We start from the raw sequence: 21,086 nt of genomic DNA, 5'->3' as shown, positions 1-21,086 counted from the left end.
TCTAGTCGAGCTTTCCCTCACCCATCACACGGAGACGGCCCGCACCACGTCACCCGCCACGTGACGCGCGAGCAGGGGACCGAGGAGGAAGCCCTTGCTCCCCAGCCCGGAGAGCCGCCACGCCCCGTCCGGTGTCCGCCCGGCGGCGAGTCCGGAGAGCCGGGTCCCGCTCCAGCTCCCCGTCACCCGCACGCCGCCGAGGGCGGTGAGCGCCTCCGCCCTGCCGAGGAGCCAGCCCAGCGAGCGCAGGGGGAGGGTGGGCTCCCGCCAGCTCACCGCGGGCGCCTCGAAGGTCGCGCCGAGCACGCCTCCCACGGCGGCAGGGGCGAGGTACGCCCCGAAGCTCATGGGCACGTCCGTCACCGGGCGGTCGAGGGTGAGCAGCGTCCCGGCCCGGTGGGTGGCTGCCTCACCCGCCCAGCCCGCCCCGACGCTGCCGCCGCACCAGACCACGGCGTCGCCAAGGAGGGTCTGACCGTCCTCCAGCGTGACGGAGCGGGCCTCCCACCCCACCGCCCGCCCGCGCACGACCGGGGCTCCCGACAGGGCGAGCAGCCCCCTCGTGAAGGCCGCCCCGTCGAGCCAACCTCCCTCCGGCAGCCACAGGGCGTGCTCCCACCCCGGGGCGAGGGCCACGGGTGCCGCCTGCGGGGAGAGCCAGGCGTGGAGCAGCTCCGGGGGGAGGTGACGCTCGAACTTCCGCCGCGCCCGCGCGTCCGGCACGGGGCGCAGCACGCCCACCCGCCCGTGCGCAACGGGGTGCCCGGCCCCCGTCAACTCGTCCACGAGCGCCCACGTCAGGCGCAGGCCCTCCACCGCGCGTTCGTCCACGGCCCCCGACTGACCGCGCACGGGGTTGAGGAGGGCGGAGGGAACCGTGCTCGCGGCGTGCCGTCCCACGTCCACGACGGTCACCCGCACGCCGAGCCGCGACGCGAAATAGGCGACGGACGCCCCCGCCACTCCTCCCCCGACCACAAGAACGTGGGGCGGGTTCACGGCTTTAAGCCCCGCAGGCACTCGCGTTTGCCGGGAGGACCGGGCCGCCTCTCGACCGTCAGCCCCGCCGCCTCCAGGGATCGCCGCACGTGTCCGGCAGCGCTGTAGGTGGCGAGCACCCCACCCGGGGCGAGGGCCCGGGCCAGCCGTGTCACGAAGGCCGGGGTCCACACCTCCGGATGGCGGGCGGGGGAAAAGCCGTCGAGGTAGAGGGCGGTCGCCCAGTTCTCGGGCAACGGGGCGGTCAGCACGTCCGCGAACTGCACCGTGAGGGTCACGGACTCCACCTGAACGGTCAGCGGGGACTCGTGCCCCCAGCCTTCGAGGAGCGAGAGCCACGCCGGATGGTGACCCGCCTCACCCCCCACCGCCACCTCGCGCAGCACGTCCGCGGGGGCGGGGTCGAACTCGTAGGCGAGGTAGTCGAGCGCCGCGCCGCGTCCTGCCACCCGTGCCAGCGTCGCCCGGACGTTGACGCCCAGCCCGAACCCGACCTCCAGCACGCGGGGGGCCGGGTGCTCGTGCGTCCCCGTCCCCTCCACGAAGACGTGCCGGGCCTGCGCCGCCGCCCCGTGCCGCGAGCCGTACGCCTCCCCGAAGCGGGCGCTGACGGCGGTGCGCGAGCCGTCGGGAGTCAGGATGATCTCGCCTGCGGGGCTGCCTGGGCCGTTCATCGCCGGGACAGGATACGGGCCGGGACCCCATCCGGTCCGGGTGGGCGGCACACAGAAGAGCCGGAGGAGGACGACCGTCCCTCCGGCTCCCGGCCGAGATGAATTAGCGCCCGGAATCGAGGGGGTCGGGCATCAGGCGGTCGCGCGCCAGGCCCTGCGGGTCCTCCACCTCCAGCTCCTCGCGGCGGAGGGTGACGCGCTCGACCTGCTCGTAGGTCTCGCGCTGCTTGGCGATCACCACGTCGCTGAGGGGGAAGGTCTGCCGGTCGATCACGGCGCGTTCCTCGTAGACCGGGATCTCGTAGGTGCGCCCGACCTCCAGCGCCTCGCCGTTCATCAGGACGCGGCCCCCCTGACCCTCCTTGACCGTGATCTCCAGATGTTCGCGCCCCAGCGCGATGGACACCACTTCCTCGCGCTGGGTCAGCACCCGGCGAATCGTCACGGCCGCGAGCGCCTCGGGGACGACCTCGACCACCGCGCGCTCCTCGTGCAGCCGCAGAATCCCCTCGACCCGGCGCAGGTCACGCACCTGCTCGGTGGTGACGGTCCGCTCCGTCGCCTGCCCCTCCGTGCTCTGCGACGAGGACGTGACCTGGGTCCCCTCGTCCGTCAGACGCCCCTCCCGGTTGTGTTCGTCCATACTCGTTCCCGTCCTCCCGTCTGCTCTGAAGTAAGCCTGGAGATGGAAAAAGGCGGGGTTGCCCCCGCCCGCGCCCGAGGCGCCCTCAGCTCCTGCGGTTGTTGCGGTCGGTCTCGGTGGTGGTCGTGGTCGTCGTGGTGCCGCTGTTCATCTCCACGTCGCCCGTCTTGTTGACCTCCAGCACCTCGCGGCCCACGGTCTCGGTGACCTGCTGGGTCTCGGTGACCGTGCGCTTGCCGATCTCGACTTCCTCGACCACGTAGGCCTGCTTGGCGACCTGGGCGCGCTCGGCCTCCAGGTCCACCCGCATCGTCTCGGTGGCCGCACCCAGCACCGCGCCCTCGACCGGGCGGGCGTCCGAGACGGCGTGACGCTCGATCACGACCTCCTCGCGCTGGAGCCCGACGTTGACGGTCTCCTGGTGGGTCTCGACGCGCTTGCCGATCTCGACGCTGCCCGCCTGGAAGCGCTCCTTGTTCACCATCAGGCGCTCTTCGAGGAGTTGCAGGCGGTCGGGCGTGCGGAAGGCCTGGTCGCGGTAGGCGGTCTGGTCCATCCCGGTGGTCTGGGTGGTCGTGCTCGCCGTGCCCATCCCGCGCAGCACGCGCTCGTCACTCTCAAAGGACTGATCGGAGTAGGTCTCGCCGTAGCGGTACTCGCCCATCTCGCGGACCTGATCCTTGGTGAGGTTGTCGAAGTACACGCCGTCGTTGTCGAAGCGGGCGTGGCCCACGGGCACGAGGACTTCCTTGGAGGAAAACCAGCCACCCACGTCCACGATCAGGTAGCGGATGCGGCCCGTGCCGGGGTCCACCAGCGCGTCGCGAACGGTGCCGATCTTGTCGCCGCCCTGGCCGTAGGCCGTGTTGCCGCTGGGGTTGTACACACCTTCGCCGGACAGGCCGTAGCTCTGGTCGCTGGACAGGTCGGACAGACGAATCAGGTTGCCTTGCGTCATGTTGAAGCCTCCACTGTGGGGTCTCGCGGTGCGTGATCCGGGATTCCCGGGACCCACGCAGTCTGCAACCCCCCCTTCCCGCCTTGCTGAGTTCAAACCCAACCCATTCCTGACCGCTGTTTAGGAGGAACTTCACTCGGTAGCCCGGGTTACAAAAGCGGGCCAGCCCCAGGTCCATCGACTCCGGGTTGTCCCCTTGCCGGAGGACGTGCCCGGGCTGGGGGGCGGGTGTATGCTCCGCTCACCTCAACCTCGTTCCCGCCTCCCGGTGGCCGTTCGTCCGTCTTTGTTCTGGCCTGAGAAAGGATTGGGTGGTAGCTGTGCCTGTTCGGATCGTGAGTCTCGCCGCACACAGCGGCGCGGGAAAAACGACGCTCTGCGAGGCCCTGCTGTGCCGAGGCGGGGCCTTGCCACGGATGGGCCGGGTGGAGGACGGCACCACCCAGAGTGACCACACCGAGGCCGAGCGCGCCCACGGTTTTTCGATCACGACGGGCGTGCTGCGCCTCGCGCACCGGGGCACCGACCTCACCCTGCTCGACACGCCCGGCTACGCCGACTTCGTGCGCGAGATTCGCGGCGGCATCCGCGCGGCCGACTCGGCCCTGATCCTGGTGAGCGCCGTGAGCGGCGTCGAGGTCGGCACCGAGCGGGTGTGGGCCACCGCCGACCGCTTCGCCATGCCGAGAGTCGTCGTGATCTCGCAGATGGACCGCGAGCGGGCGAACTTCCACGCGGTCCTCGCCGACCTCCGCGCCAGCCTGCGGGGCCCGGTGGCGGCGGCCTTCCTGCCGGTAGGCGAGGGGCCGCACTTCCGGGCCGTGGCGGACCTGCTGACCGCGAGCGAGGACGACGTGCCCGGCGAGACGAGAGCGGCCCTGCGCGAGGCCAGAGAGGCGCTCGTGGACGCCATCGTGGAGACCGACGACGACCTGATGAACCGCTACCTGGAGGGCGAGGAGCTGGGCGCGGACGAGCTGCGCGGGGCCTTTTTGCGGGCCGTCCACGCGGGCACCCTCTTCCCGGTGATCCCGGTGAGCGCCGTGTCCGGCGTCGGCATCCCCGAACTCCTCGACCTGATGGTGGACGGGCTGCGGAGCGCTTTCGAGCGTGGGCCGCTCACGGGTGTGGACGGGCAGACGCGCGAGCCGACGCCGGACGCTCCCGCGAGCGCGCGGGTGTGGCGGGTCAGCGTGGACCCCTTCGTGGGCAAGCTCGCGTACCTCCGGGTCTGGAGCGGCACGATCCGACCGGGCGACACCCTGAGGAACACCACGCGCGGGGTGGACGTGAAGCCCGCCCACCTCTACGTCGTGAGCGGCAAGGACCTGACCGAGGTGCCCGAACTCTCGGCGGGGATGATCGGCGTGCTGACCAAACTGCCCGACCTGCACACGGGAGATACCCTCGCCGACCCCGCAAATCCCATCGAGTACGATCCCCTCGTCCTCCCCGACCCGGCGCACACGGTCGCCCTCTTCCCGCGGACCCGGCAGGACGAGGACCGCCTGAGCACCGCCGTCGCCCGGCTGCTGGACGAGGACCCCACCCTGGGCTTCGCGCGCGAGGGGCAGACGGGCGAACTCCTGCTCTCCGGCATGGGGGACATGCACACGACCATCGCGGTGGAAAAGCTCACCGCCCTCGGCGTGAACGTGGACACCCGCCCGCCGCAGATTCCCTACCGCGAGACGATCCGCGCGGCCTCCCAGGCGCAGGGCAAGCACAAGAAGCAGTCGGGCGGGCACGGCCAGTACGGCGACTGCCACATCCGGCTGGAGCCCGGCGAGGGCTTCGCCTTCCGCAGCGCGGTGGTGGGCGGCGCGATTCCCGGCAAATACCTCCCCAGCATCGAGAAGGGCGTCGGCGACGCGATGCTCAGGGGGCCGCTGGCGGGCTACCCCATGCAAGACGTTCACGTCGCCGTCACCCACGGCAGCTACCACGACGTCGACTCCAGTGACCTCGCCTTCCGCACCGCCGGGTCGCTCGCCTTCCGCAACGCGGTGGAGGCGGCCAGACCCACCCTCCTCGAACCCGTCATGCTGCTGCGGGTCCGCGCCCCTGCCGGGTTCACGGGCGACCTCCAGACCCGCCGCGCCCGCGTGCAGGGCATGGAGCCCGAGGGCACCGTGATCACCGTGACGGCGGTGGTGCCGCAGTCGGAGTTGCAGACCTACAGCGCCGACCTGCGGAGCCTGACCGGGGACCGGGGGGCCTTCAGCGTCAAGTTCCACGGTTACCAGGACCTCCCCGAGCATCTGGCGAAGAAGGTGATCGAGGCGCGCAAGGCGGCGGCGGGGTAGGGGAGAGGCTTTGAGCCGATTCCTCGTTCTGAAAAGAACCGGCTCGCCCTTCGCCGGGTGATCCTGACGGTGTTTCGCCCTGCTCCCGGCGGGTAGCATCCTCCCCATGACCGCTACCCTTCCCGAAACCGCACGGCCCCGCGTGATCGCCGACCTGCGTTCCGACACCGTGACTACCCCCACCCCCGAGATGCGGGAGGCGATGGCACAGGCCCCCGTCGGGGACGACGTGTACGGGGAGGACCCGACCGTCAATCGGCTTCAGGCGGAGGTCGCCCGCCTGACCGGCTTCGAGGCGGGCCTCTTCATGCCCAGCGGCACGATGACGAATCAGGTCGCCATCGCCCTGCACACCCGCCGGGGCGAGGAGGTCATCTGCGCCGAGGGCTCGCACATCTACGAGTGGGAACTCGGCATGATGGCGACCTTTTCCGGGGTGGTGCCCCGTTTTGTGCCCGCGCCGCTGGGCGTGCCCGACCCGGAGGGGGTGCGCCTCGCCGTGCGGCACTCCGTCCACCAGTCCCCGACCGGGCTGATCAGCCTGGAGAACACCCACAACAAGGCGGGCGGCACCGTGATCCCGCCCGAGACGCTCGCCGCCGTCCGCGCGGTCGCCGACGAGGAGGGCCTGCCCCTGCACCTCGACGGGGCGCGGGTCTTCAACGCCGCCGCCGCGCTCGGCGTCCCCGTCTCGGAGATCACCCGCCACTTCGACACGGTGAGCGTGTGCCTCTCCAAGGGGCTCGGCGCTCCGGTGGGCAGCGTCCTCCTCGGGAGTGCGGCCCAGATGCGGCAGGCCCACCGCTACCGCAAGATGATGGGCGGCGGGATGCGGCAGGCCGGGGTGCTCGCCGCCGCCGCGCTCGTCGCCGTGCAGGGCGGCCCGGCCCGGCTGGCGGAGGACCACCGCCGCACCCGCGTCCTCGCGGAGGCCCTGGTGAACGCGGGATACAGCGTCAACCTCGCCGCCGTGCAGACGAACATCATCTACGTGACCCTCCCGGACGCCGCCGCCCACGCCGCGCGCTGGGCCGGGGCGGGGGTGCTGGCGAGCGCCCTCGGGCCCGACTCGGTGCGCTTCGTGCTGCACCATCAGGTCGGCGACGAGGCGCTGGAGGAGGCGATCCGGGTGCTGACGGCGTGAGGGAGGAGCGCTCAGCGATCAGCCGTCAGCAGGGCGAGGGCGAGCGCGGTGAGGGACAACCGTTGAAAGGGTACCGGGTCACCAACGAGGCTCCGGCCCCTGGCTGACGGCTCAAGACGGACCGTCCCCATCTCACCCTCCTTCCTCCTTCCGAATGAGGTCCCTCCCCTTCGCCCCGCGCTAGGCTGACCGCCATGACGGCCCCGGACGTGCCCACCTCTCCCAGCCCCGACCCGGTTCCCGTCGCGCCCGTGCGGGGCGTGCGCGCCGTGGACGGCAACCGCGCGGCGCTGACGCTTTTGATCGTCCAGAATGTCGTCTCCGCGCTGCTCATCGCGGCCCGGGTGCCCCTGGGGACGGCGCTGCTGGGGGCCTTCGTGGCGACGGCGCTGGTGGGGCTGGTCGCCTTCCGGCCCGCCCTGGGGGCCCTGGTGCGCGACCCGCGCTGGCGCACGCCGCCCTCGTGGGGGCTCGCCGTCGCCGTCTTCGTGGTGGCGTTTTTGGCCTCGCGGGCCTTCGCGCTGGTGTTCGTGGCGCTGTGGCCGCAGGGGGCCGACGCCATTCCGCAGTTCCTGAGCCAGGGCGCGGACCTGTGGGCGCTGCTCCTCGCGGCGGGGCTGCTCGTCCCCTTCGCGGAGGAGGTCGCCTTCCGGGGCCTGATGATGCGCGGGCACGAGCGGGCGGCGGGCTTCACGGTCGCGGCGCTGGCGAGTTCCTTCGCCTTCGCGGTGGCGCACGGGGTCCCGGCGAGCGTGGCGGGCATCCTGCCCCTCGCCTACGCGCTGGCCCGCGTGACCCAGCACACCGGCAGCCTGTGGAACGCGGTGATCGTCCACGCGCTGAACAACACCGTGGCGGTCGTGGCGGGGGCGCTGCTGGCGGGCCGTGACCTCGGCGACACCGGGCAGGCCTCGGAGATGCTGAGGAACCCGGGCGTCGCCGTGCCGCTGGCCGCCCTCGCGGGGCTGTTCGGCCTCGCCGTGCTCGCCGTGCTGCACCTGTGGCTCACGCCGAGGCCCGACCCCCGGGAACGCTCTGCCCCCGGCCCCTGGCTGAGCGGCGCCTACGTCGCCGTCGTGCTCTTCGGCGTGGTCGCGGCGTCCCTCACCCTGCCCGCCGTACAGCAGGCGCTCACGGACGTGCGCGGCATCCTGCGGTAGCGTCGTCCATGCTCGCCCGCCTGCGTGCCCTCGCCCGTCGCCTCGGGGCCGACCTCCTCGCCCTGAGCCTCGCCGCCCGCGACCCCCGCACCCCCTGGCCCGCCCGCGCGCTCGCCCTGCTCGTGCTCGCCTACGCCCTGAGCCCCATCGACCTGATCCCCGACCCCATCCCGGTTCTCGGGCAACTCGACGACCTGATCATCGTGCCCGCCGGGCTGTGGCTGGCCCTGCGGCTGATCCCGACAGAGGTCCTCGCGGATGCCCGCGCGAGGGCCGCCGCGCAGCCCGCCCGGCTGGCCCGCAGCGGGTGGGGCCTGGTCCTCATGCTCGGCCTCTACGCCCTGGCCGCGTGGCTGGTGTGGCGGGGGTGGGCGGGGCACTAACCGCGCGCCGCCCCATCCGGCTACAGTGACCCGGTATGGCCCGCCGTGACCGTCCTCCCCCCCCACCCCCGCCGACCGAAGCGCCGCTCCCCGCCGAGCTGCTGGCCGGACCGGGCGCCTTTTTTCGGAGGCTGGCCGCGAGCGAGCCCCGGGCGTGGCGGTACGTCGCCCCGGTGGGGCTGGCCGCCGTGCTGGCGGGGGGGGTGTACGCGCTGCTCGTGCGGTCCACGGTCGGCCTCGGGGGGAGCGGCGGGGGCCTTCTCGTCCATGCCACGAACGTCTTCGGCAACCTCTTCCTCACGGTCTTCGGGTACGGGCTGCTGGCGGGCCTGGGGTTCCTGGGCGCCGGACGGGAGGGCCGCGCGGCGGAGGTGTACGGCGCCACCTTCGCCCTGTTGCCGCCCCTGTACCTGCTGCTGATCGTCTTGTCGCTCGTGCTGCCCGGTCCGGAGTTGCCCGCCCCCGCTGCCGGGGCCGACGCCCTCGACGTGCAGCGGGCGGCCCTGCGAGCTGTCGGCCAGTCGGGGCTTTCCCGCGTGGCCGTCGTGCTGACCCTGCTCGCCACGCTGGCGCAGTTCGTCCTCGCCTACCGCGGCTTCCGGGAGCTGACGGGCAGCCCACGCCGCGCGCTCCTCGGCACGCTGACCCCGCTCGTGCCCGTGCTGATCCTCACGCTGATCGGCTTCGGGCCGCTCGTCGCGGGCCTGTTCTAGAACCGGCCTCCCCCTCACCCGAAGAGGCTCCGGCCCGGGTCCCACAACCGCCACAGTTCGTAGAGGCCGATCAGCAGGTGCAGCGCGAGCTTGGCGACCAGGCCCGTCATCAGGCCGATCAACGTGCCCCAGGCGGCGCGGATCGCCTCCAGAACGGGTTTGCGGACCACGAACAGCTCGGCGATCAGCGCCCCCGCGAGCGGCCCGACGATCAGCCCGAACGGCAAGAAGATGCCCACCACGCCGCCGATCAGCGCCCCCCACCCCGCCTGCTTGCTTCCCCCGTAGCGCCGCGCTCCCCACGCGCTCGCCACGTTGTCGATCATGCTGATCAGGAAGGTGATCACCGCGAAGGTGAGCAAGAAGGGCAGGTCGGGCCACACCTGAAACCCGTCGATGAAGGTCGCCGCGACCGTTCCGGCAAAGATGATGACCGTGGCGGGCACGGCGGGCACGAAGGTCCCGATCATGCCGATGATCCAGGCGAGCAGGAAGACGAGGAAGGCGAGACTCATACCGAGCAGATACGGGCCCGGCCCGCGGGAGGTTCCGGCGCACCGGCCTGCCCGGGTCAAATCTCCTCCCCTCCCCACCCAAGGAAAGCTGAGGCTGTGTGCCTAAAATTAGAAAGGGGTAAAGCTCGGGTGAAGCTGCGGGAGCAGAGTTGCGGTCCTAGCCCCGCCGGGTCCCCGGCAAAATGCCAACTATCTAACACCTGGGGAGGTGAACGATGAAAAAGTTCCTGTTTATGCTCTGCGCAGTGCTGATTCTGGGTGGGGCGACGGCCCAGGGGGTCGAGAAGAAGACCAGCGAGGCGGACGGCGCCCGCAGCATGTGGGCGGGTTGAGTCCCGTGGCCTGAACGTGTCTCCACGGTGGGGGAGAGCCTCGAAGCCCCTGCCTGTCCGAACCGGACGGAGTTCTCCTGCCCGATCAGCCGAGCAAGAAGGAAAAGGCGCCTGAGCTTTTGCCCGGGCGCCTTTTCCTTCTGTTTCGCTCGCAGCCCGGCCTACTCTCCCGAGACGAACAGGTACACGTCCACCGACGCGGGGAGAAGGTGGCGCAGGAGGACGCGCTCGCCGCGCTCGTCGGTGCCGTCGAGGCTCACCCGGCCGTGCCGCACGCTCAGCCCCTGCGGTCCCTCCCGGCGGGGTGGCCCCGCAAAGTAGACCGTACGGCCCTCCGCCGTCATCGCGTAGGCGCTCAGCGCCTCCAGACCCACGCCCTGGGACAGCAGGAGGTTCCAGGTGTAGAGCACCACGTTCGGGGGCAGCGGGCCGACGACCCGGTCGGGGCGGCGCGGTGGCGTCCACCCGCGCGGCGTCGCCAGACTCCTGTTCGGTCGCGGGTCGTCCATACCTGAATCTACCCGTTCGCCCTGCTTCCTGTGCACGCACTTGCGCCGCCCGCGTGGGGCAAGTGCGAAGTAAGCTGCCCCCATGACCCGGACGAGCGACCCGAAGACGGCCCCACGCCTCTCCTTCCTCCCCATTCCCGACGAGTCACAGGTCCCCGAGGCGGTGGGCAGGCTCTGGGCCAAGGCCGAGGCCAACATCGGCTTCGTGCCCAACGTGTTCCGGGCGCAGGCGGTGAACGGCGAGCAGTTCCTGGCGTGGTGGAACTACTTCAATCTCCTCCTCAACAAGGAGGGTTTTCTCAGCAATGTCGAGCGCGAACTCGTGGCCGTCGTGGTCAGCGCGGCCAACCGCTGCCTCTACTGCGAGGTCTCCCACAGGGCGGCCCTGCGCGAGTTCAGCGGGGATGCCCAGAAGGCCGACGCCGTGGCCGTGAACTGGCGCCAGGCCGAGCTGACCGAGCGCGAGCGGACGCTGGCCGAGTACGCCGAGAACCTGACCCTGCGCCCCGCCGAGGTGACGGAAGCCGACCTGACGCCGTTGCGTGCCGTCGGCCTGGACGACCACCAGATCATGGAACTCGTGCAGGTGATCGGCATGTTCAACCTGACCAACCGGGTGAGCAGCGCCCTGGGGTTCATGCCCAACGCGGAGTATTTCTCGCGGGGCCGGTGAATAGGGACGAGGCGGGCCGTGAATAGCGCCCGCCCCGCTCCTTCCCTGGGGGTCAATACGTGTAAAAGCCCCGCCCGCTCTTGCGCCCGAGCAGCCCCGCCTGCACCATCTTCCTGAGCAGGGGAGAGGGCCGGTACTTGTCGTCCCCCAGCCCCTGATGCAGCACCTCCATGATGGCGAGGCAAGTGTCGAGCCCGATGAAGTCGGCCAGCGTCAGCGGCCCCATCGGGTGGTTCATGCCGAGTTTCATGATCTGGTCGATGGCTTCCGGCTCGGCCACGCCCTCCATCACGCACTGGATGGCCTCGTTCAGCATGGGCATCAGGATGCGGTTGGAGACGAAGCCGGGGTAGTCATTGCACTCCACGGGCGTCTTGCCCATCTGCCGCGCCGCCTCGGTCACCTTCTGCGCCGTCTCGTCGCTGGTGGAGTAACCGCGAATGACCTCCACAAGCCCCATCAGTGGCACCGGGTTCATGAAGTGCATCCCGATAAACCGCTCGGGCCGCCCGCTCGCCGTGGCGAGGCTGGTGATCGGGATGGAGGACGTGTTGCTCGCCAGGATGCCCTCCGGCTGGACGATCTCGCCCAGTTGCCGGAAAAGCTGCGCCTTGACCGCCTCGTTCTCCACGATGGCTTCCACCACGAGGTCGCAGTCCGCGAAGTCCTGAAGGTTCGTGGTGAAGGTGAGGCGGCCCAGCACCTCCTGGGGCGTGCCCGTCAGCCTGCCCTTCTCGTGCAGCTTGGCGAGGCTCTTCTCGATGGTCGCCCGCCCGCGTGCCAGAAACTCGTCCTTCACGTCCTGCACGACCACGCTAAAGCCACTCTGCGCGGCGACCTGCGCGATGCCGCCGCCCATCTGACCTGCTCCGATGACTCCGAAGTTCACAGTTGTTCTCCTTGCATTTCTTCAGGAATGGCTCTGACCGGATAACGCTCAACTAGAACATGTAGTTGAGCCTTGAAATCCTGCCACTCGGTTTCCGACACGTTCAAACAAGCGCGATGCAGCTCATGTGTAGGGTTGGCAGTCAATGTGAGAATAGCTCGTAAGCCCGCGTCTGTCCTGGCGAATGCACAGGCCACTTCTGGCTCCAAAGGGTTTTCCAGAGTCAATTCCCAGCGTGACGGGCCGCCGTCCTTATCCTCTTGGTCAACTCTATTGAGAAAGTGGGCAAGGTCGGCAGTCATTAAGCAGGCCGAACGCTCCACCCATGCCCGACCATGCCCAGAGTGCAATTCAGCAGAAATGACCAACCAATTACCCGTCCAGTAATCCTGTGCGTCTGGGAACTCACGGCCATGAACCCACAGCCGGAACCCCTTCAAACGTAGGTCCGGCGTTCCTTTCGCCTTCACTCCACCAGCGGCACGCCCTCAAGCGTCAGCGCGCGGCCTCGCTTGACGGGCGTGAAAGGCGTGTAGGTGTACTCCGAGCAGCCCTCGAGCACGAAGGGGTCGTCCCGGAAGACCTCCTCCAACCGCGCCTGGCTCTCAGCCTGAGCGAGCAGCACGCCGCCCGTGCCGTCCACCTTGCGGCCCGACACGAGGAAGAGACCCGAGCGGTAGTGCTGGTCCAGCCACTCCCGGTGCCGGGGCGTGACGGCGGCGAGGTCGTCCCCGCTCTTGAGGTAACGGCTCTGGATGACCCACAGGGTCGGCGTCTGCGTCATGGGCCTCAGCTTAGCCGCTTGACGCTGAGGGCCAACCCGTTGCCGCCGCCCATGCACAGGGTCGCCACGCCCGTCTCCTTGTCCTGCTGTCGGAGGGCGTGGAGCAGGGTGACGAGGATGCGCGCGCCGCTCGCGCCGATGGGATGCCCCAGCGCCACTGCGCCGCCGTTCACGTTCACCCGCTCGGGGTCCAGCCCCAGCTCACGCTGCACGGCGAGGCTCTGGACGCTGAAGGCCTCGTTCAGCTCCCAGAGGTCCACGTCGTCCACGCCCATGCCGCTCTTTTCCAGCAGCTTCTTCGTGGCGGGAACGGGCGTCATCATCACCCACTCGGGGGCGAGGCCGCCCGTCGCGTAGGAGGTGATCTCGGCCATCGGCGTGAGCCCGTGCGCCTGCGCCGCTTCCTCGGACATCAGGAGCAGGCTGGAGGCGCCGTCGTTCAGGCCCGGTGCGTTGCCTGCCGTGACCGTGCCGTCTTTCTTGAAGGCGGGCTTGAGCCTGCCCAAGGTCTCTGGGCTGGTGTCGGCACGCGGCCCCTCGTCGGTGTCCACGATCACGTCACCCTTGCGGCCCTTGACCGTCACGGGCGCGATCTCGTCCCGGAAGCGTCCGCCCTCGGTCGCGGCGACGGCCCGCTGGTGGCTCTGGGTCGCGTAGGCGTCTTGCGCCTCCCGCCCGATCTCGTATTTTTCGGCCACCCGCTCGCCGGTCAGCCCCATGCCCTCGTCGTTGATGGAGCACCACAGGCCGTCGTGCGTGTTGGCGTCGAGGACCTGCGCGTGCCCCAGCCGGTAGCCCTTCCTCGCCTGCGGGAGGAGGTGTGGGGCGTTGCTCATGCTCTCCATGCCGCCCGCCAGCACGACGGTCTGGTCCCCTGCCCGGATCGCCTGCGCCGCCAGGATGACGGCCTTCAGCCCCGAGCCGCACACCTTGTTCACCGTCAGGGCGCCGACCTCGTTGGACAGGCCCGCCCTCAGCCCCGCCTGCCGCGCCGGGTTCTGCCCGCTCCCCGCCTGCACGACCTGCCCCAGGATGACTTCCTCGACGAGTTCGGCGGGAATCCCCGAGCGGCGCAGGGTCTCCCGCAGGGTGGTCGTGCCGAGTTCGACGGCGGTCACGTCGGCCAGAGCCCCCAGAAACTTCCCCGTCGGCGTGCGCGACGCCGAGACGATCACGGCTTTGTTCATGCGGGGAGTCTAGCGCGGGGAGGCTAACGGGCGTTAGGTGGCAGCGGGGCGGAGGGGCAGGGTCAAAGCGTCAGATGATCCGGCGTCAGGTGACAGGTGCGGTTGATCCAGTGCACCACTCGGGCGCCTGAATCAGCGTTCAGTTCGAGATATGCCGTCGCGGTGTTGTTCAGCCGGAACGTCAGCGCCTTGCCAGGCAGCGCAGGGAGGCCCAGCAGCTCCGCGATCAGGTGCTGCGCGAAATCGTGATGGGTGATCAGGGCGACTACATCGGCTTCATCGGCAGCCTTACGCAGGTGACGACCCACGCTCGCCGCCCTTTTGGCGAAGCCCGCATGGTCCCAGGGTTCGCATCCACCCCCCCAGGCCTGACCGTGAATCTCCTCCGGCCACAGGAGGACCGGGCAGTCCGTCAGGAGCGAGCCGTGATCGCGGCCCGTAACGGGTGTGAAGCCTCCGTCCGGGCCGCTGCTCAGCCCACCGCACTCGTAGGCCTCGACGAGGCCGTGAACGTTTAATCCGAGCGCCTGGGCGAGCGGCGCAGCCGTCTGCACGGCACGGGTCATGAGGCTCGTGTAAAGATGCGTGATGCGTTGGGAGAAGGGGTCGGTGGTGGCCCAACTCGCCAGCCGTGAAGCCTGCCGTTGCCCCAGCTCCGTCAGTGGTGGGTCTGCCTGCCGCCTTGCCGCATAATCCAGGGCTCCCGTCAGGTGATTATTCAAGGATTGGGCGTGGCGGATCAGGAGCAAATCCATCCGTGCAAGCTATACCAAGCCCATCAAGCCCCCGTGCTAGCCTCCCCCTATGTTTGAGGCGCTCGGGAACAAGTTGCAGGACATCCTCGACCGCGTAGGACGGGAGAGCAAACTCACCGGCGAACAGGTCAAGGCCGCCATGCGCGAGATTCGCATGGCCCTGCTTGAGGCGGACGTGAACTTCAACGTCGCCAAAGAATTCGTCGGCAAGGTGAGCGAAAAGGCCGTCGGGCAGGAGGTCACCGGGTCTCTCACCGCCGGGCAGACGGTCGTGAAGCTCGTCCACGACGAACTGATCGAGACGCTCGGCGGGCAGGCGGCCCAGCCCACCCTCAAGACCGACGGCAACGTCTGGTTCATGGTGGGCCTTCAGGGCGCGGGCAAGACGACCAGCGCGGGCAAGCTCGCCGCCTTCTACAAGGGCAAGGGCCGCCGCGTCCTCCTCGTCGCCGCCGACACCCAGCGCCCCGCCGCCCGCGACCAGCTCGAGGTGCTCTCCAAGCAGGTCGGCGTGCCGGTCCTCAAGGTGCAAGACGGCGAGACGCCGCAGGAGACGCGGCGCCGCCTCGACGAGTTCCTGCGAACCGACTACCGCGACCTCGTGATCGTGGACACGGCGGGCCGCCTCCAGATCGACGAGGCGCTGATGGACCAGCTCGCCGCCCTCCAGTCCGAGTTGGCGCCCACCGAGACGCTGCTCGTGGTGGACGCGATGACCGGGCAGGAGGCGCTGAACGTGGCCCGCACCTTCGACGAGCGGGTGCACCTCTCGGGCCTGATCATGACGAAGATGGACGGCGACGCGCGCGGCGGGGCGGCCCTGTCTGCCCGCAGCGTGACGGGCAAGCCGATCTACTTCGCGGGCACGAGCGAGAAGCTGACGGGGCTGGAGCCTTTCTACCCCGACCGGGTGGCGGGGCGCATCCTGGGCATGGGCGACGTGCTGGGGCTGATCGAGCGCGCCCAGCAGGCCGACCTCAAGGCGATGGAGGTCAAGAAGCCGGGCGACTTCGACCTCGAAGACCTCCTCACGCAGCTTCGCCAGATTCGCAAGATGGGGCCGCTGGGCGACCTGATCAAGCTGATCCCCGGCATGAGCCGCGCGCTGCCCGAAGGCTTCAACGTGGACGAGGGGCAGATTCAGCGCATCGACGCGATGATCTCCTCGATGACGGCCAAGGAGCGCCGCAACCCCAAGATCATCGACGGGCGCCGCCGCAAGCGCATCGCGGCGGGGAGCGGCCACACGGTGCAGGACATCAACCGCCTCCTGAAGATGCACGAGCAGATGAAGGACATGATGAAGATGTTCCAGCGCCTCGGCGGGCAGGGCGGCAAGGGCCTGCCCGGGGGCATGAAGCCGCCCAAGCTGCCCCCCATGCCGCCGAACCGGGGACGCTGAGGCGGGCGCGTTGACGACGGCGCCGGAAACTCCCTGTCCGCGGGCCCGCTGACCACGGAGAGTCGGGAACGGCGCCGTACGCGACGTCCACGGCGACTTGGAGCGGCGCCACATCAGCCGGGTCGGCGGGCGACCTGCTGACGCCGGTCCGCTCCTCTTGGCCCCCGAAAGACCTCCCTCGCCGGCCTCCATCCCCACACGGCCTCGGCCTTCTGTGCCCTTGCCCGCCCCTCTATCCGCCGACCAAGCGGCGGGGTCTCCGAACACCACTGGCGAACTGCGGGGCCGCTCGGCCGAAATGGGGCACCTGGGCACGTGCCGTTCCTCTCCTCGCGGGGGGATGGGCAGGAGTTGCAGGGGCGCGCCCTGAGCGCTAGGCTGCCTCCAATTCGTAAGGAAAGTTTCCGAATGGGGTGAGGATGGGGCAACCACAGACCCTTCGACGGCTCAACCGGCAGCAGGTGTTGCGGGCGCTGCTCGACACCCAGGGACTGACGCGGCCGCAACTGGCCGGGCAACTCGGGCTCTCCAAGGTCACGGTCAACGCCGTCGTCCGGGAACTGCTCGAAGGCGGGTTGGTGCAGTTGTGGGCCCAGCCGGCCGGCGGCAGCGGGCGTGTTCCCCAGGGCGTCCGCCTCAGCCCGGCGGTGGGCACGGCGCTGGGCCTGGACCTGCAACCCCACGGCTTGCAGGGACACGCGGTGCCCCTGGCGGGCGGGCACGAGCAGGCCTACCGGCGGGCCAGCGCTCCAGGCGGCGTGGTGGAAGCCGCCGCCGCCCTGCTGCGCGAGGTGCACGCGCGGGCGCCCTTCGGGCCGCTGGGCACGGTCGTGCTGGGTGTCCCGGCGCCGGTAGACGCCCGGGGTCGCGTGGGCGAACCCAATGCGCTGGAGTCCTTTGACGCCTCGCCCGTGCTCGCCGCCGCCCGGGAGCTGAGGCTCGAGCTCCGCTTCGAGAACGACGCGAACCTGGTGGCGCTGGCCCTGGCCGCGCATGGCTCGACGCTGGCGACGGTGATCGAGCGGCCCAGCGGGCTGGGGGTCGGGCTGCTGTTGCAGGGCCAGCTCTACCGCGGACCGCAGGGCCGGGCCGGCGAGCTGGGTCAGGCCCCCTGGCCCACCGCGCAGGGCGCGAGGTGCATCGAGCGGCTGCCGGTGGCCGAGCGCACCGAGGCCGCCGCCTACGCCCTGGCGGGGCTGTCCACCGCCCTGGACCTGGAGCGCCTGATCCTGATCGGTGACCAGGCCCCGACCCTCGCCGCGCGGCTGCGGGAACTGCTCCCGGGCGTGGCGCTGTCCCTGCCGCAGGACGCGGCCGGTATGCCGCTGCGGGGCGCGGCGCTGCTGGCCCGGCAGTGGGGCCGACAGCGCCTGCTGGAAGACGCCCTGCACGGGAAGGAAGCCCGCTCCCATGTGGCATGACACCTACCTCCGCACCGTCTTGCAGCCCGACTACGCCTACGCCCGCGAGCACCTGCTGCCCCACCTCTTCGACGCCCTCACGGCCCACGCCCTGATGCTGGACACCCGGGGCGTGCCCCACGCGGGCCGGGCCGCGGCCTTACTGCGGGCCGTGCGCCGCGAGCCCTTCCCGCCCTACGACCCGCAGGTCGAGGACGTGTTCTTCATGGTGGACCGCCGCCTGGCGGGCGAGGACCCGGAGGCGGCGGGCGCGGTGCGCACCGCGCTCTCCCGCAACGACCTCGACATGACGGTCTACCGTCTCAGCGCCCGCGAGCGCCTGTTGCGGGCCACCCGGCGCCTGCTGGCCCTGCGCCGCACCCTGCTCGACCTCGCCGGGCGCGAGGTGGACACGGTGATGGTCGCCTACACCCACCACCAGCCCGCCCAGCCCACCACCCTGGCGCATTACCTGGCCGGTTTGGAAAACGTCTTGTCGCGCGACACCCGGCGGATGTTCGCGGCGCTCGGGCACGTGAACCTCAGCCCGATGGGGGCGGTCGCCCTGGCCGGGACCAGCTTTCCCATCGACCGCGGGCGGACGGCGGAGCTGCTCGCCTTCGACCGCCCGGTCGAGAACACCTACGACGCCGTGAGCGCCAGCGACTGGCAGGTGGACCTGGCGACCACGGTCACGGTGGCGGCGACCACCCTCTCCCGCGCCGTGCACGACCTGCTGCTGTGGGCCTCGCGGGGCCTGCTCACGCTCGAAGACGGCCTGGTGCAGGGCAGCAGCGTCATGCCGCAAAAGCGCAACCCGGTCGCGCTGGAGCACGCCCGCACGAAGTTCAGCAAGGCGATCGGCATGACCCAGAGCGTCATTCTCAGCGCACACAACGTGCCCTTCGGGGACATCAACGACCCCGGGCCCGACATGCAGCCCTCCTTGCACAGCATGTGGCAGGAGTTCCGGGAGGGCGTGGAGCTGCTCACGGTCGCCCTGACCAACCCGCGGATTGGCCGCGAGGCCTGGCGCCGGGAGGCCGAGTGCGGCGAGTCGGTCGTCACCGAGCTGGCCGACGCCATCGTGCGCCACCAGGGCTGCGGCTTCCGGGAGGCGCACGGATCGGTCCGGGCACTGCTCAAGGAGCTCCACGCCGAAGGCCGCACGCTCGCCTCTCTCACCCGGCACGACCTGGAAGGCCTGGGCGTGGCCCTGCCCGCCGGTGACCTCACCGCCGCGCTCGACCCCGCCGCCTTTATCGCCCGCCGCACCACCTTCGGGGGGCCCGCGCCCGCCGTCATGCGTGAGGCGCTCGCCGCCGCCCGCGCGCGGCTGGAGGCAGACACCCTCGACCACGGGCACGCCCGGCAACGCTTCGCAGACGCCCGGACGCGTCTGGAGGGAGGAACAGCATGGTAAAACGCCTGGGAGCCATCCTTCTCGCCGCGCTCGCCTGCGGGGCCGCCGCCCAGGTGGGGCCGGGCAGCTACGGCGGCACGGTGAGCGGCCTCGACCTGATGGACGTGGACCTGATGTTCATCGGCGCCCACCCGGACGACGACGGCGGCGTGACGGCCACGCTGGCCCGCTACGTGCTCGACGGCGGCCACCGGGCCACGGTCGTCACCCTCACGGGCGGGGAGGGGGGCGGCAACGCCACCGGGCGCGAGACGGGCCGGGCGCTCGGCCTGATCCGCGAGGAGGAGGAGCGCCGCTCTCTGGGCATGGTGGGCGTCACCTCCCCGCACTTCCTGGGGCTGCGGGACTTCTACTTCACCCTCTCCGCCGAGGAGACCGAGCGGATGTGGGGCGGTCAGGCCTTCGTGTGCGACGTGGTGCGCCTGGTGCGGGTGCGCCGCCCCGAGGTGATCGTCACCATGTGGCCGGGGCCGGGCACCCACGGGCAGCACCAGATGGCCGCGCGCGCCGCCACCCTCGCCTACACCCGTGCGGGGGACGCCGCGTCCTGCCCCGAGCAGCTCAGGGAAGGCCTGCAACCCTTCACCCCCCTGAAGCTGTACTACTACCCGAACAGCGCCGAGGACGCCACGGTGAAGATCCCCACCGACGAGGTGTCCCGCACCGCCCGCGTCCGCTACGCCGACCTGAGGAGCGTCGCGCAGTTCAACTACCGCTCGCAGGGCTGGGACGCCACGAACACCCTGCCCGCGAAGGCCGCGAACCCCGAGAGCTTCATGCTGGTGGGTTCCCGCGTGCCGGTCCCCGAGCAGGAAACCTCCCTGCTGACCGGAGCCCTGACCCCCGGCGTGGGCGCGCCCCTGGGCGTGCGGCTCCAGGCCCGGCCCGCGAGCTACGACATCGGCCTGGGCCAGGCGGCACCCGTCCAGGTCACGCTGACGAACGCCACCGCCCAGCCCATGACCGGCGTCCGGCTGGCCCTGGACGCGCCGGGGGGCTGGCGCGTCACCGGCGTGCCGGGCGCGCGCACCCTCGCCCCCGGGGAGAGCGCGGCCTTCACCCTGCGCGTCACGGCCCCCGAGGACGCCAGGGCCGAGCGGACCCGCCTCACCGTCCGGTACACGGCCACCCAGGCGGGGCAGGCCGTCTCCGGGCGGAACGTCACCTTCGTGCGGCCCGTCCCGCCCGTCGTGGCGACCTTCGCCCCCACCTTCGACGTGGCGGGCTACCAGGCTTTCGCGCGCCAGACCGGCACCGACTGGGTGATCGGCACCCTCCCCACCCGCCTGCCCCTGGTGCTGGGCCAGCCCACCGCCGTGACCGTGAACGTGACGAACCGCGGCGCGGCGGTCGCCAGCGGCACGCTCGACCTGAAGTTGCCGGACGGCGTGACCCTGGTCGGCCAGCCCGAGTACCGGGTGAACCCGGGGGAGACCGCCGCCGTCACCGTTCAGCTTCAGGCGACCCCGGCCGCCCTGCCCGCTGGACGGCAGAGCGCCCAACTGCCCGTCAGCGTCACGGCGGGCGGCTTCACCGACACCGCGAACGCGTTCGTGCTGCCCAGCCTGACCATTCCCCGCCTCGCCACGCCGCCCCGCATCGACGGGGACCTGGGGGACCTCGCCGCCGGGGCGGAGGGCAGCTTCGGCCCCGCCGACCTGTGGTGGCGCGCCAAACCCGACTCGGACGCCGACGCGAGCGCCGCCTTCCGGCTCGGCTACGACGACGGGTACCTGTACGTCGGCCTGAACGTCAAAGACGAGCTCGTCGCCTGCAACATCGCCCCCGACGACGTGAAGGCGCAACTGCGCTCGGACGCCATCGGGATCACCGTCGACCCGGGCGGGCAGAGCCGCGACACCTCCACCACCTTGCAGGCCGCCGCGTTCCCCTGCACCACGGCGGGCTTCGGCGCGCGGGGCTTCCGGGACGCGGACGCCAACCAGGGCGTGATGGAGGAGACGGCCCCCGGTATGCAGGTGGCGTCCCGGAAGACGGAGGGCGGCTACAGCATCGAGTTTCGGATTCCCTGGGCCACCATGCCTTCCAAGCCGCAGCCGGGCGTTCCCCTGGGCCTGAACCTCGTCCTGTACGACGGCGACCAGGCGGACGCCCGGGTCGGCGCCAACATCAGCCAGAGCGGGCTGGCCTGGGCGGCGTTCTCCTGGGGCGGCAAGCAGGCCCTGCCCTACCTGTGGCCCCGCGTGACCCTCGGCAAGTAAGCCTTTTTTCCCCCA

The 21,086-nt window shown here is 70.9% G+C and carries 21 protein-coding genes; 10 read left to right on the top strand and 11 right to left on the bottom strand.

Annotated features, from left to right (window positions below):
- Positions 1 to 24: 24 nt before the first annotated feature.
- The 4 genes from IC605_RS04000 to IC605_RS03985 all read right to left on the bottom strand — a co-directional run bounded on the left by IC605_RS04000 (position 25) and on the right by IC605_RS03985 (position 3,274).
- Positions 25 to 999, bottom strand: coding sequence for an FAD-dependent oxidoreductase (locus tag IC605_RS04000; RefSeq protein WP_343216494.1), 975 nt, complete (start codon positions 997 to 999; stop codon positions 25 to 27).
- A complete protein-coding gene (gene mnmC2 / locus IC605_RS03995) occupies positions 996 to 1,673 on the bottom strand; it encodes a tRNA (5-methylaminomethyl-2-thiouridine)(34)-methyltransferase MnmC2 (RefSeq protein WP_216319356.1) in 678 nt (225 codons plus the stop codon). Before mnmC2 ends, IC605_RS04000 begins: the two co-directional genes overlap by 4 nt.
- Positions 1,674 to 1,776: 103 nt before the next feature.
- The gene (locus IC605_RS03990) at positions 1,777 to 2,316 is read right to left on the bottom strand and encodes a YsnF/AvaK domain-containing protein (protein WP_216319354.1); all 540 of its coding nucleotides are present in this window, start codon (positions 2,314 to 2,316) and stop codon (positions 1,777 to 1,779) included.
- A gap of 85 nt (positions 2,317 to 2,401) precedes the next feature.
- On the bottom strand, positions 2,402 to 3,274 hold the full coding sequence (locus IC605_RS03985; protein ID WP_216319351.1) for a PRC and DUF2382 domain-containing protein: 873 nt from the start codon (positions 3,272 to 3,274) through the stop codon (positions 2,402 to 2,404).
- Between the two features lie 320 nt (positions 3,275 to 3,594).
- Between IC605_RS03985 and IC605_RS03980 the strand changes: the two genes are divergently transcribed.
- The 5 genes from IC605_RS03980 to IC605_RS03960 all read left to right on the top strand — a co-directional run bounded on the left by IC605_RS03980 (position 3,595) and on the right by IC605_RS03960 (position 8,980).
- Positions 3,595 to 5,580, top strand: coding sequence for an elongation factor G (locus IC605_RS03980; protein WP_216319348.1), 1,986 nt, complete (start codon positions 3,595 to 3,597; stop codon positions 5,578 to 5,580).
- Between the two features lie 106 nt (positions 5,581 to 5,686).
- On the top strand, positions 5,687 to 6,724 hold the full coding sequence (locus IC605_RS03975) for a threonine aldolase family protein (RefSeq protein ID WP_216319344.1): 1,038 nt from the start codon (positions 5,687 to 5,689) through the stop codon (positions 6,722 to 6,724).
- A 194-nt stretch (positions 6,725 to 6,918) separates the two neighbouring features.
- Entirely contained in the window at positions 6,919 to 7,884 is a 966-nt protein-coding gene (locus IC605_RS03970; RefSeq protein ID WP_216319341.1) for a CPBP family intramembrane glutamic endopeptidase, read from the top strand.
- 8 nt (positions 7,885 to 7,892) lie between these two features.
- The gene (locus IC605_RS03965) at positions 7,893 to 8,267 is read left to right on the top strand and encodes a YkvA family protein (protein ID WP_216319338.1); all 375 of its coding nucleotides are present in this window, start codon (positions 7,893 to 7,895) and stop codon (positions 8,265 to 8,267) included.
- Positions 8,268 to 8,302: 35 nt separating this feature from the next.
- The gene (locus tag IC605_RS03960; RefSeq protein WP_216319335.1) at positions 8,303 to 8,980 is read left to right on the top strand and encodes a hypothetical protein; all 678 of its coding nucleotides are present in this window, start codon (positions 8,303 to 8,305) and stop codon (positions 8,978 to 8,980) included.
- Positions 8,981 to 8,994: 14 nt separating this feature from the next.
- Here IC605_RS03960 and IC605_RS03955 read toward each other — a convergent pair whose 3' ends face one another.
- Both IC605_RS03955 and IC605_RS03950 read right to left on the bottom strand, forming a co-directional pair.
- Complete coding sequence (locus IC605_RS03955) at positions 8,995 to 9,495, bottom strand: DUF456 domain-containing protein (protein ID WP_216319332.1); 501 nt, start codon at positions 9,493 to 9,495, stop codon at positions 8,995 to 8,997.
- Between the two features lie 493 nt (positions 9,496 to 9,988).
- Positions 9,989 to 10,336, bottom strand: coding sequence for a hypothetical protein (locus tag IC605_RS03950; protein WP_216319329.1), 348 nt, complete (start codon positions 10,334 to 10,336; stop codon positions 9,989 to 9,991).
- An 82-nt stretch (positions 10,337 to 10,418) separates the two neighbouring features.
- Here IC605_RS03950 and IC605_RS03945 point away from each other — a divergent pair, with 82 nt between their 5' ends.
- The gene (locus tag IC605_RS03945; RefSeq protein ID WP_216319326.1) at positions 10,419 to 11,009 is read left to right on the top strand and encodes a peroxidase-related enzyme; all 591 of its coding nucleotides are present in this window, start codon (positions 10,419 to 10,421) and stop codon (positions 11,007 to 11,009) included.
- 52 nt (positions 11,010 to 11,061) lie between these two features.
- Here IC605_RS03945 and IC605_RS03940 read toward each other — a convergent pair whose 3' ends face one another.
- From IC605_RS03940 to IC605_RS03920, 5 genes are all read right to left on the bottom strand, one after another.
- Entirely contained in the window at positions 11,062 to 11,898 is an 837-nt protein-coding gene (locus IC605_RS03940; RefSeq protein WP_216319323.1) for a 3-hydroxyacyl-CoA dehydrogenase family protein, read from the bottom strand.
- Positions 11,895 to 12,368 (bottom strand): WapI family immunity protein, encoded by a 474-nt coding sequence (locus IC605_RS03935; RefSeq protein ID WP_216319320.1) that lies wholly within the window; start codon positions 12,366 to 12,368, stop codon positions 11,895 to 11,897. Before IC605_RS03935 ends, IC605_RS03940 begins: the two co-directional genes overlap by 4 nt.
- Positions 12,365 to 12,682, bottom strand: coding sequence for a YciI family protein (locus IC605_RS03930; protein WP_216319317.1), 318 nt, complete (start codon positions 12,680 to 12,682; stop codon positions 12,365 to 12,367). The genes IC605_RS03935 and IC605_RS03930 overlap by 4 nt, the downstream gene beginning before the upstream one ends.
- Positions 12,683 to 12,687: 5 nt before the next feature.
- Positions 12,688 to 13,869, bottom strand: a complete 1,182-nt coding sequence (locus IC605_RS03925; RefSeq protein ID WP_216319314.1) for a thiolase family protein — start codon at positions 13,867 to 13,869, stop codon at positions 12,688 to 12,690.
- A 62-nt stretch (positions 13,870 to 13,931) separates the two neighbouring features.
- On the bottom strand, positions 13,932 to 14,624 hold the full coding sequence (locus tag IC605_RS03920; RefSeq protein WP_216319311.1) for a histidine phosphatase family protein: 693 nt from the start codon (positions 14,622 to 14,624) through the stop codon (positions 13,932 to 13,934).
- 49 nt (positions 14,625 to 14,673) lie between these two features.
- Between IC605_RS03920 and ffh the strand changes: the two genes are divergently transcribed.
- From ffh to IC605_RS03900, 4 genes are all read left to right on the top strand, one after another.
- Positions 14,674 to 16,026 (top strand): signal recognition particle protein, encoded by a 1,353-nt coding sequence (gene ffh, locus IC605_RS03915; protein ID WP_216319308.1) that lies wholly within the window; start codon positions 14,674 to 14,676, stop codon positions 16,024 to 16,026.
- A 419-nt stretch (positions 16,027 to 16,445) separates the two neighbouring features.
- On the top strand, positions 16,446 to 17,447 hold the full coding sequence (locus tag IC605_RS03910) for an ROK family transcriptional regulator (protein ID WP_216319305.1): 1,002 nt from the start codon (positions 16,446 to 16,448) through the stop codon (positions 17,445 to 17,447).
- On the top strand, positions 17,437 to 18,849 hold the full coding sequence (locus IC605_RS03905) for a lyase family protein (RefSeq protein WP_216319302.1): 1,413 nt from the start codon (positions 17,437 to 17,439) through the stop codon (positions 18,847 to 18,849). Before IC605_RS03910 ends, IC605_RS03905 begins: the two co-directional genes overlap by 11 nt.
- Positions 18,843 to 21,071 carry a PIG-L family deacetylase gene (locus tag IC605_RS03900; RefSeq protein ID WP_216319299.1) on the top strand — a complete coding sequence of 743 codons (2,229 nt, stop codon included), beginning with the start codon at positions 18,843 to 18,845 and terminating at the stop codon, positions 21,069 to 21,071. The genes IC605_RS03905 and IC605_RS03900 overlap by 7 nt, the downstream gene beginning before the upstream one ends.
- Positions 21,072 to 21,086 lie beyond the last annotated feature (15 nt).

Source organism: Deinococcus aestuarii (assembly GCF_018863415.1).
GTDB lineage: Bacteria > Deinococcota > Deinococci > Deinococcales > Deinococcaceae > Deinococcus > Deinococcus aestuarii.
The sequence above is the reverse complement of the archived record's forward strand: the minus strand, read 5'-3'. Positions and strand labels throughout refer to the sequence as shown.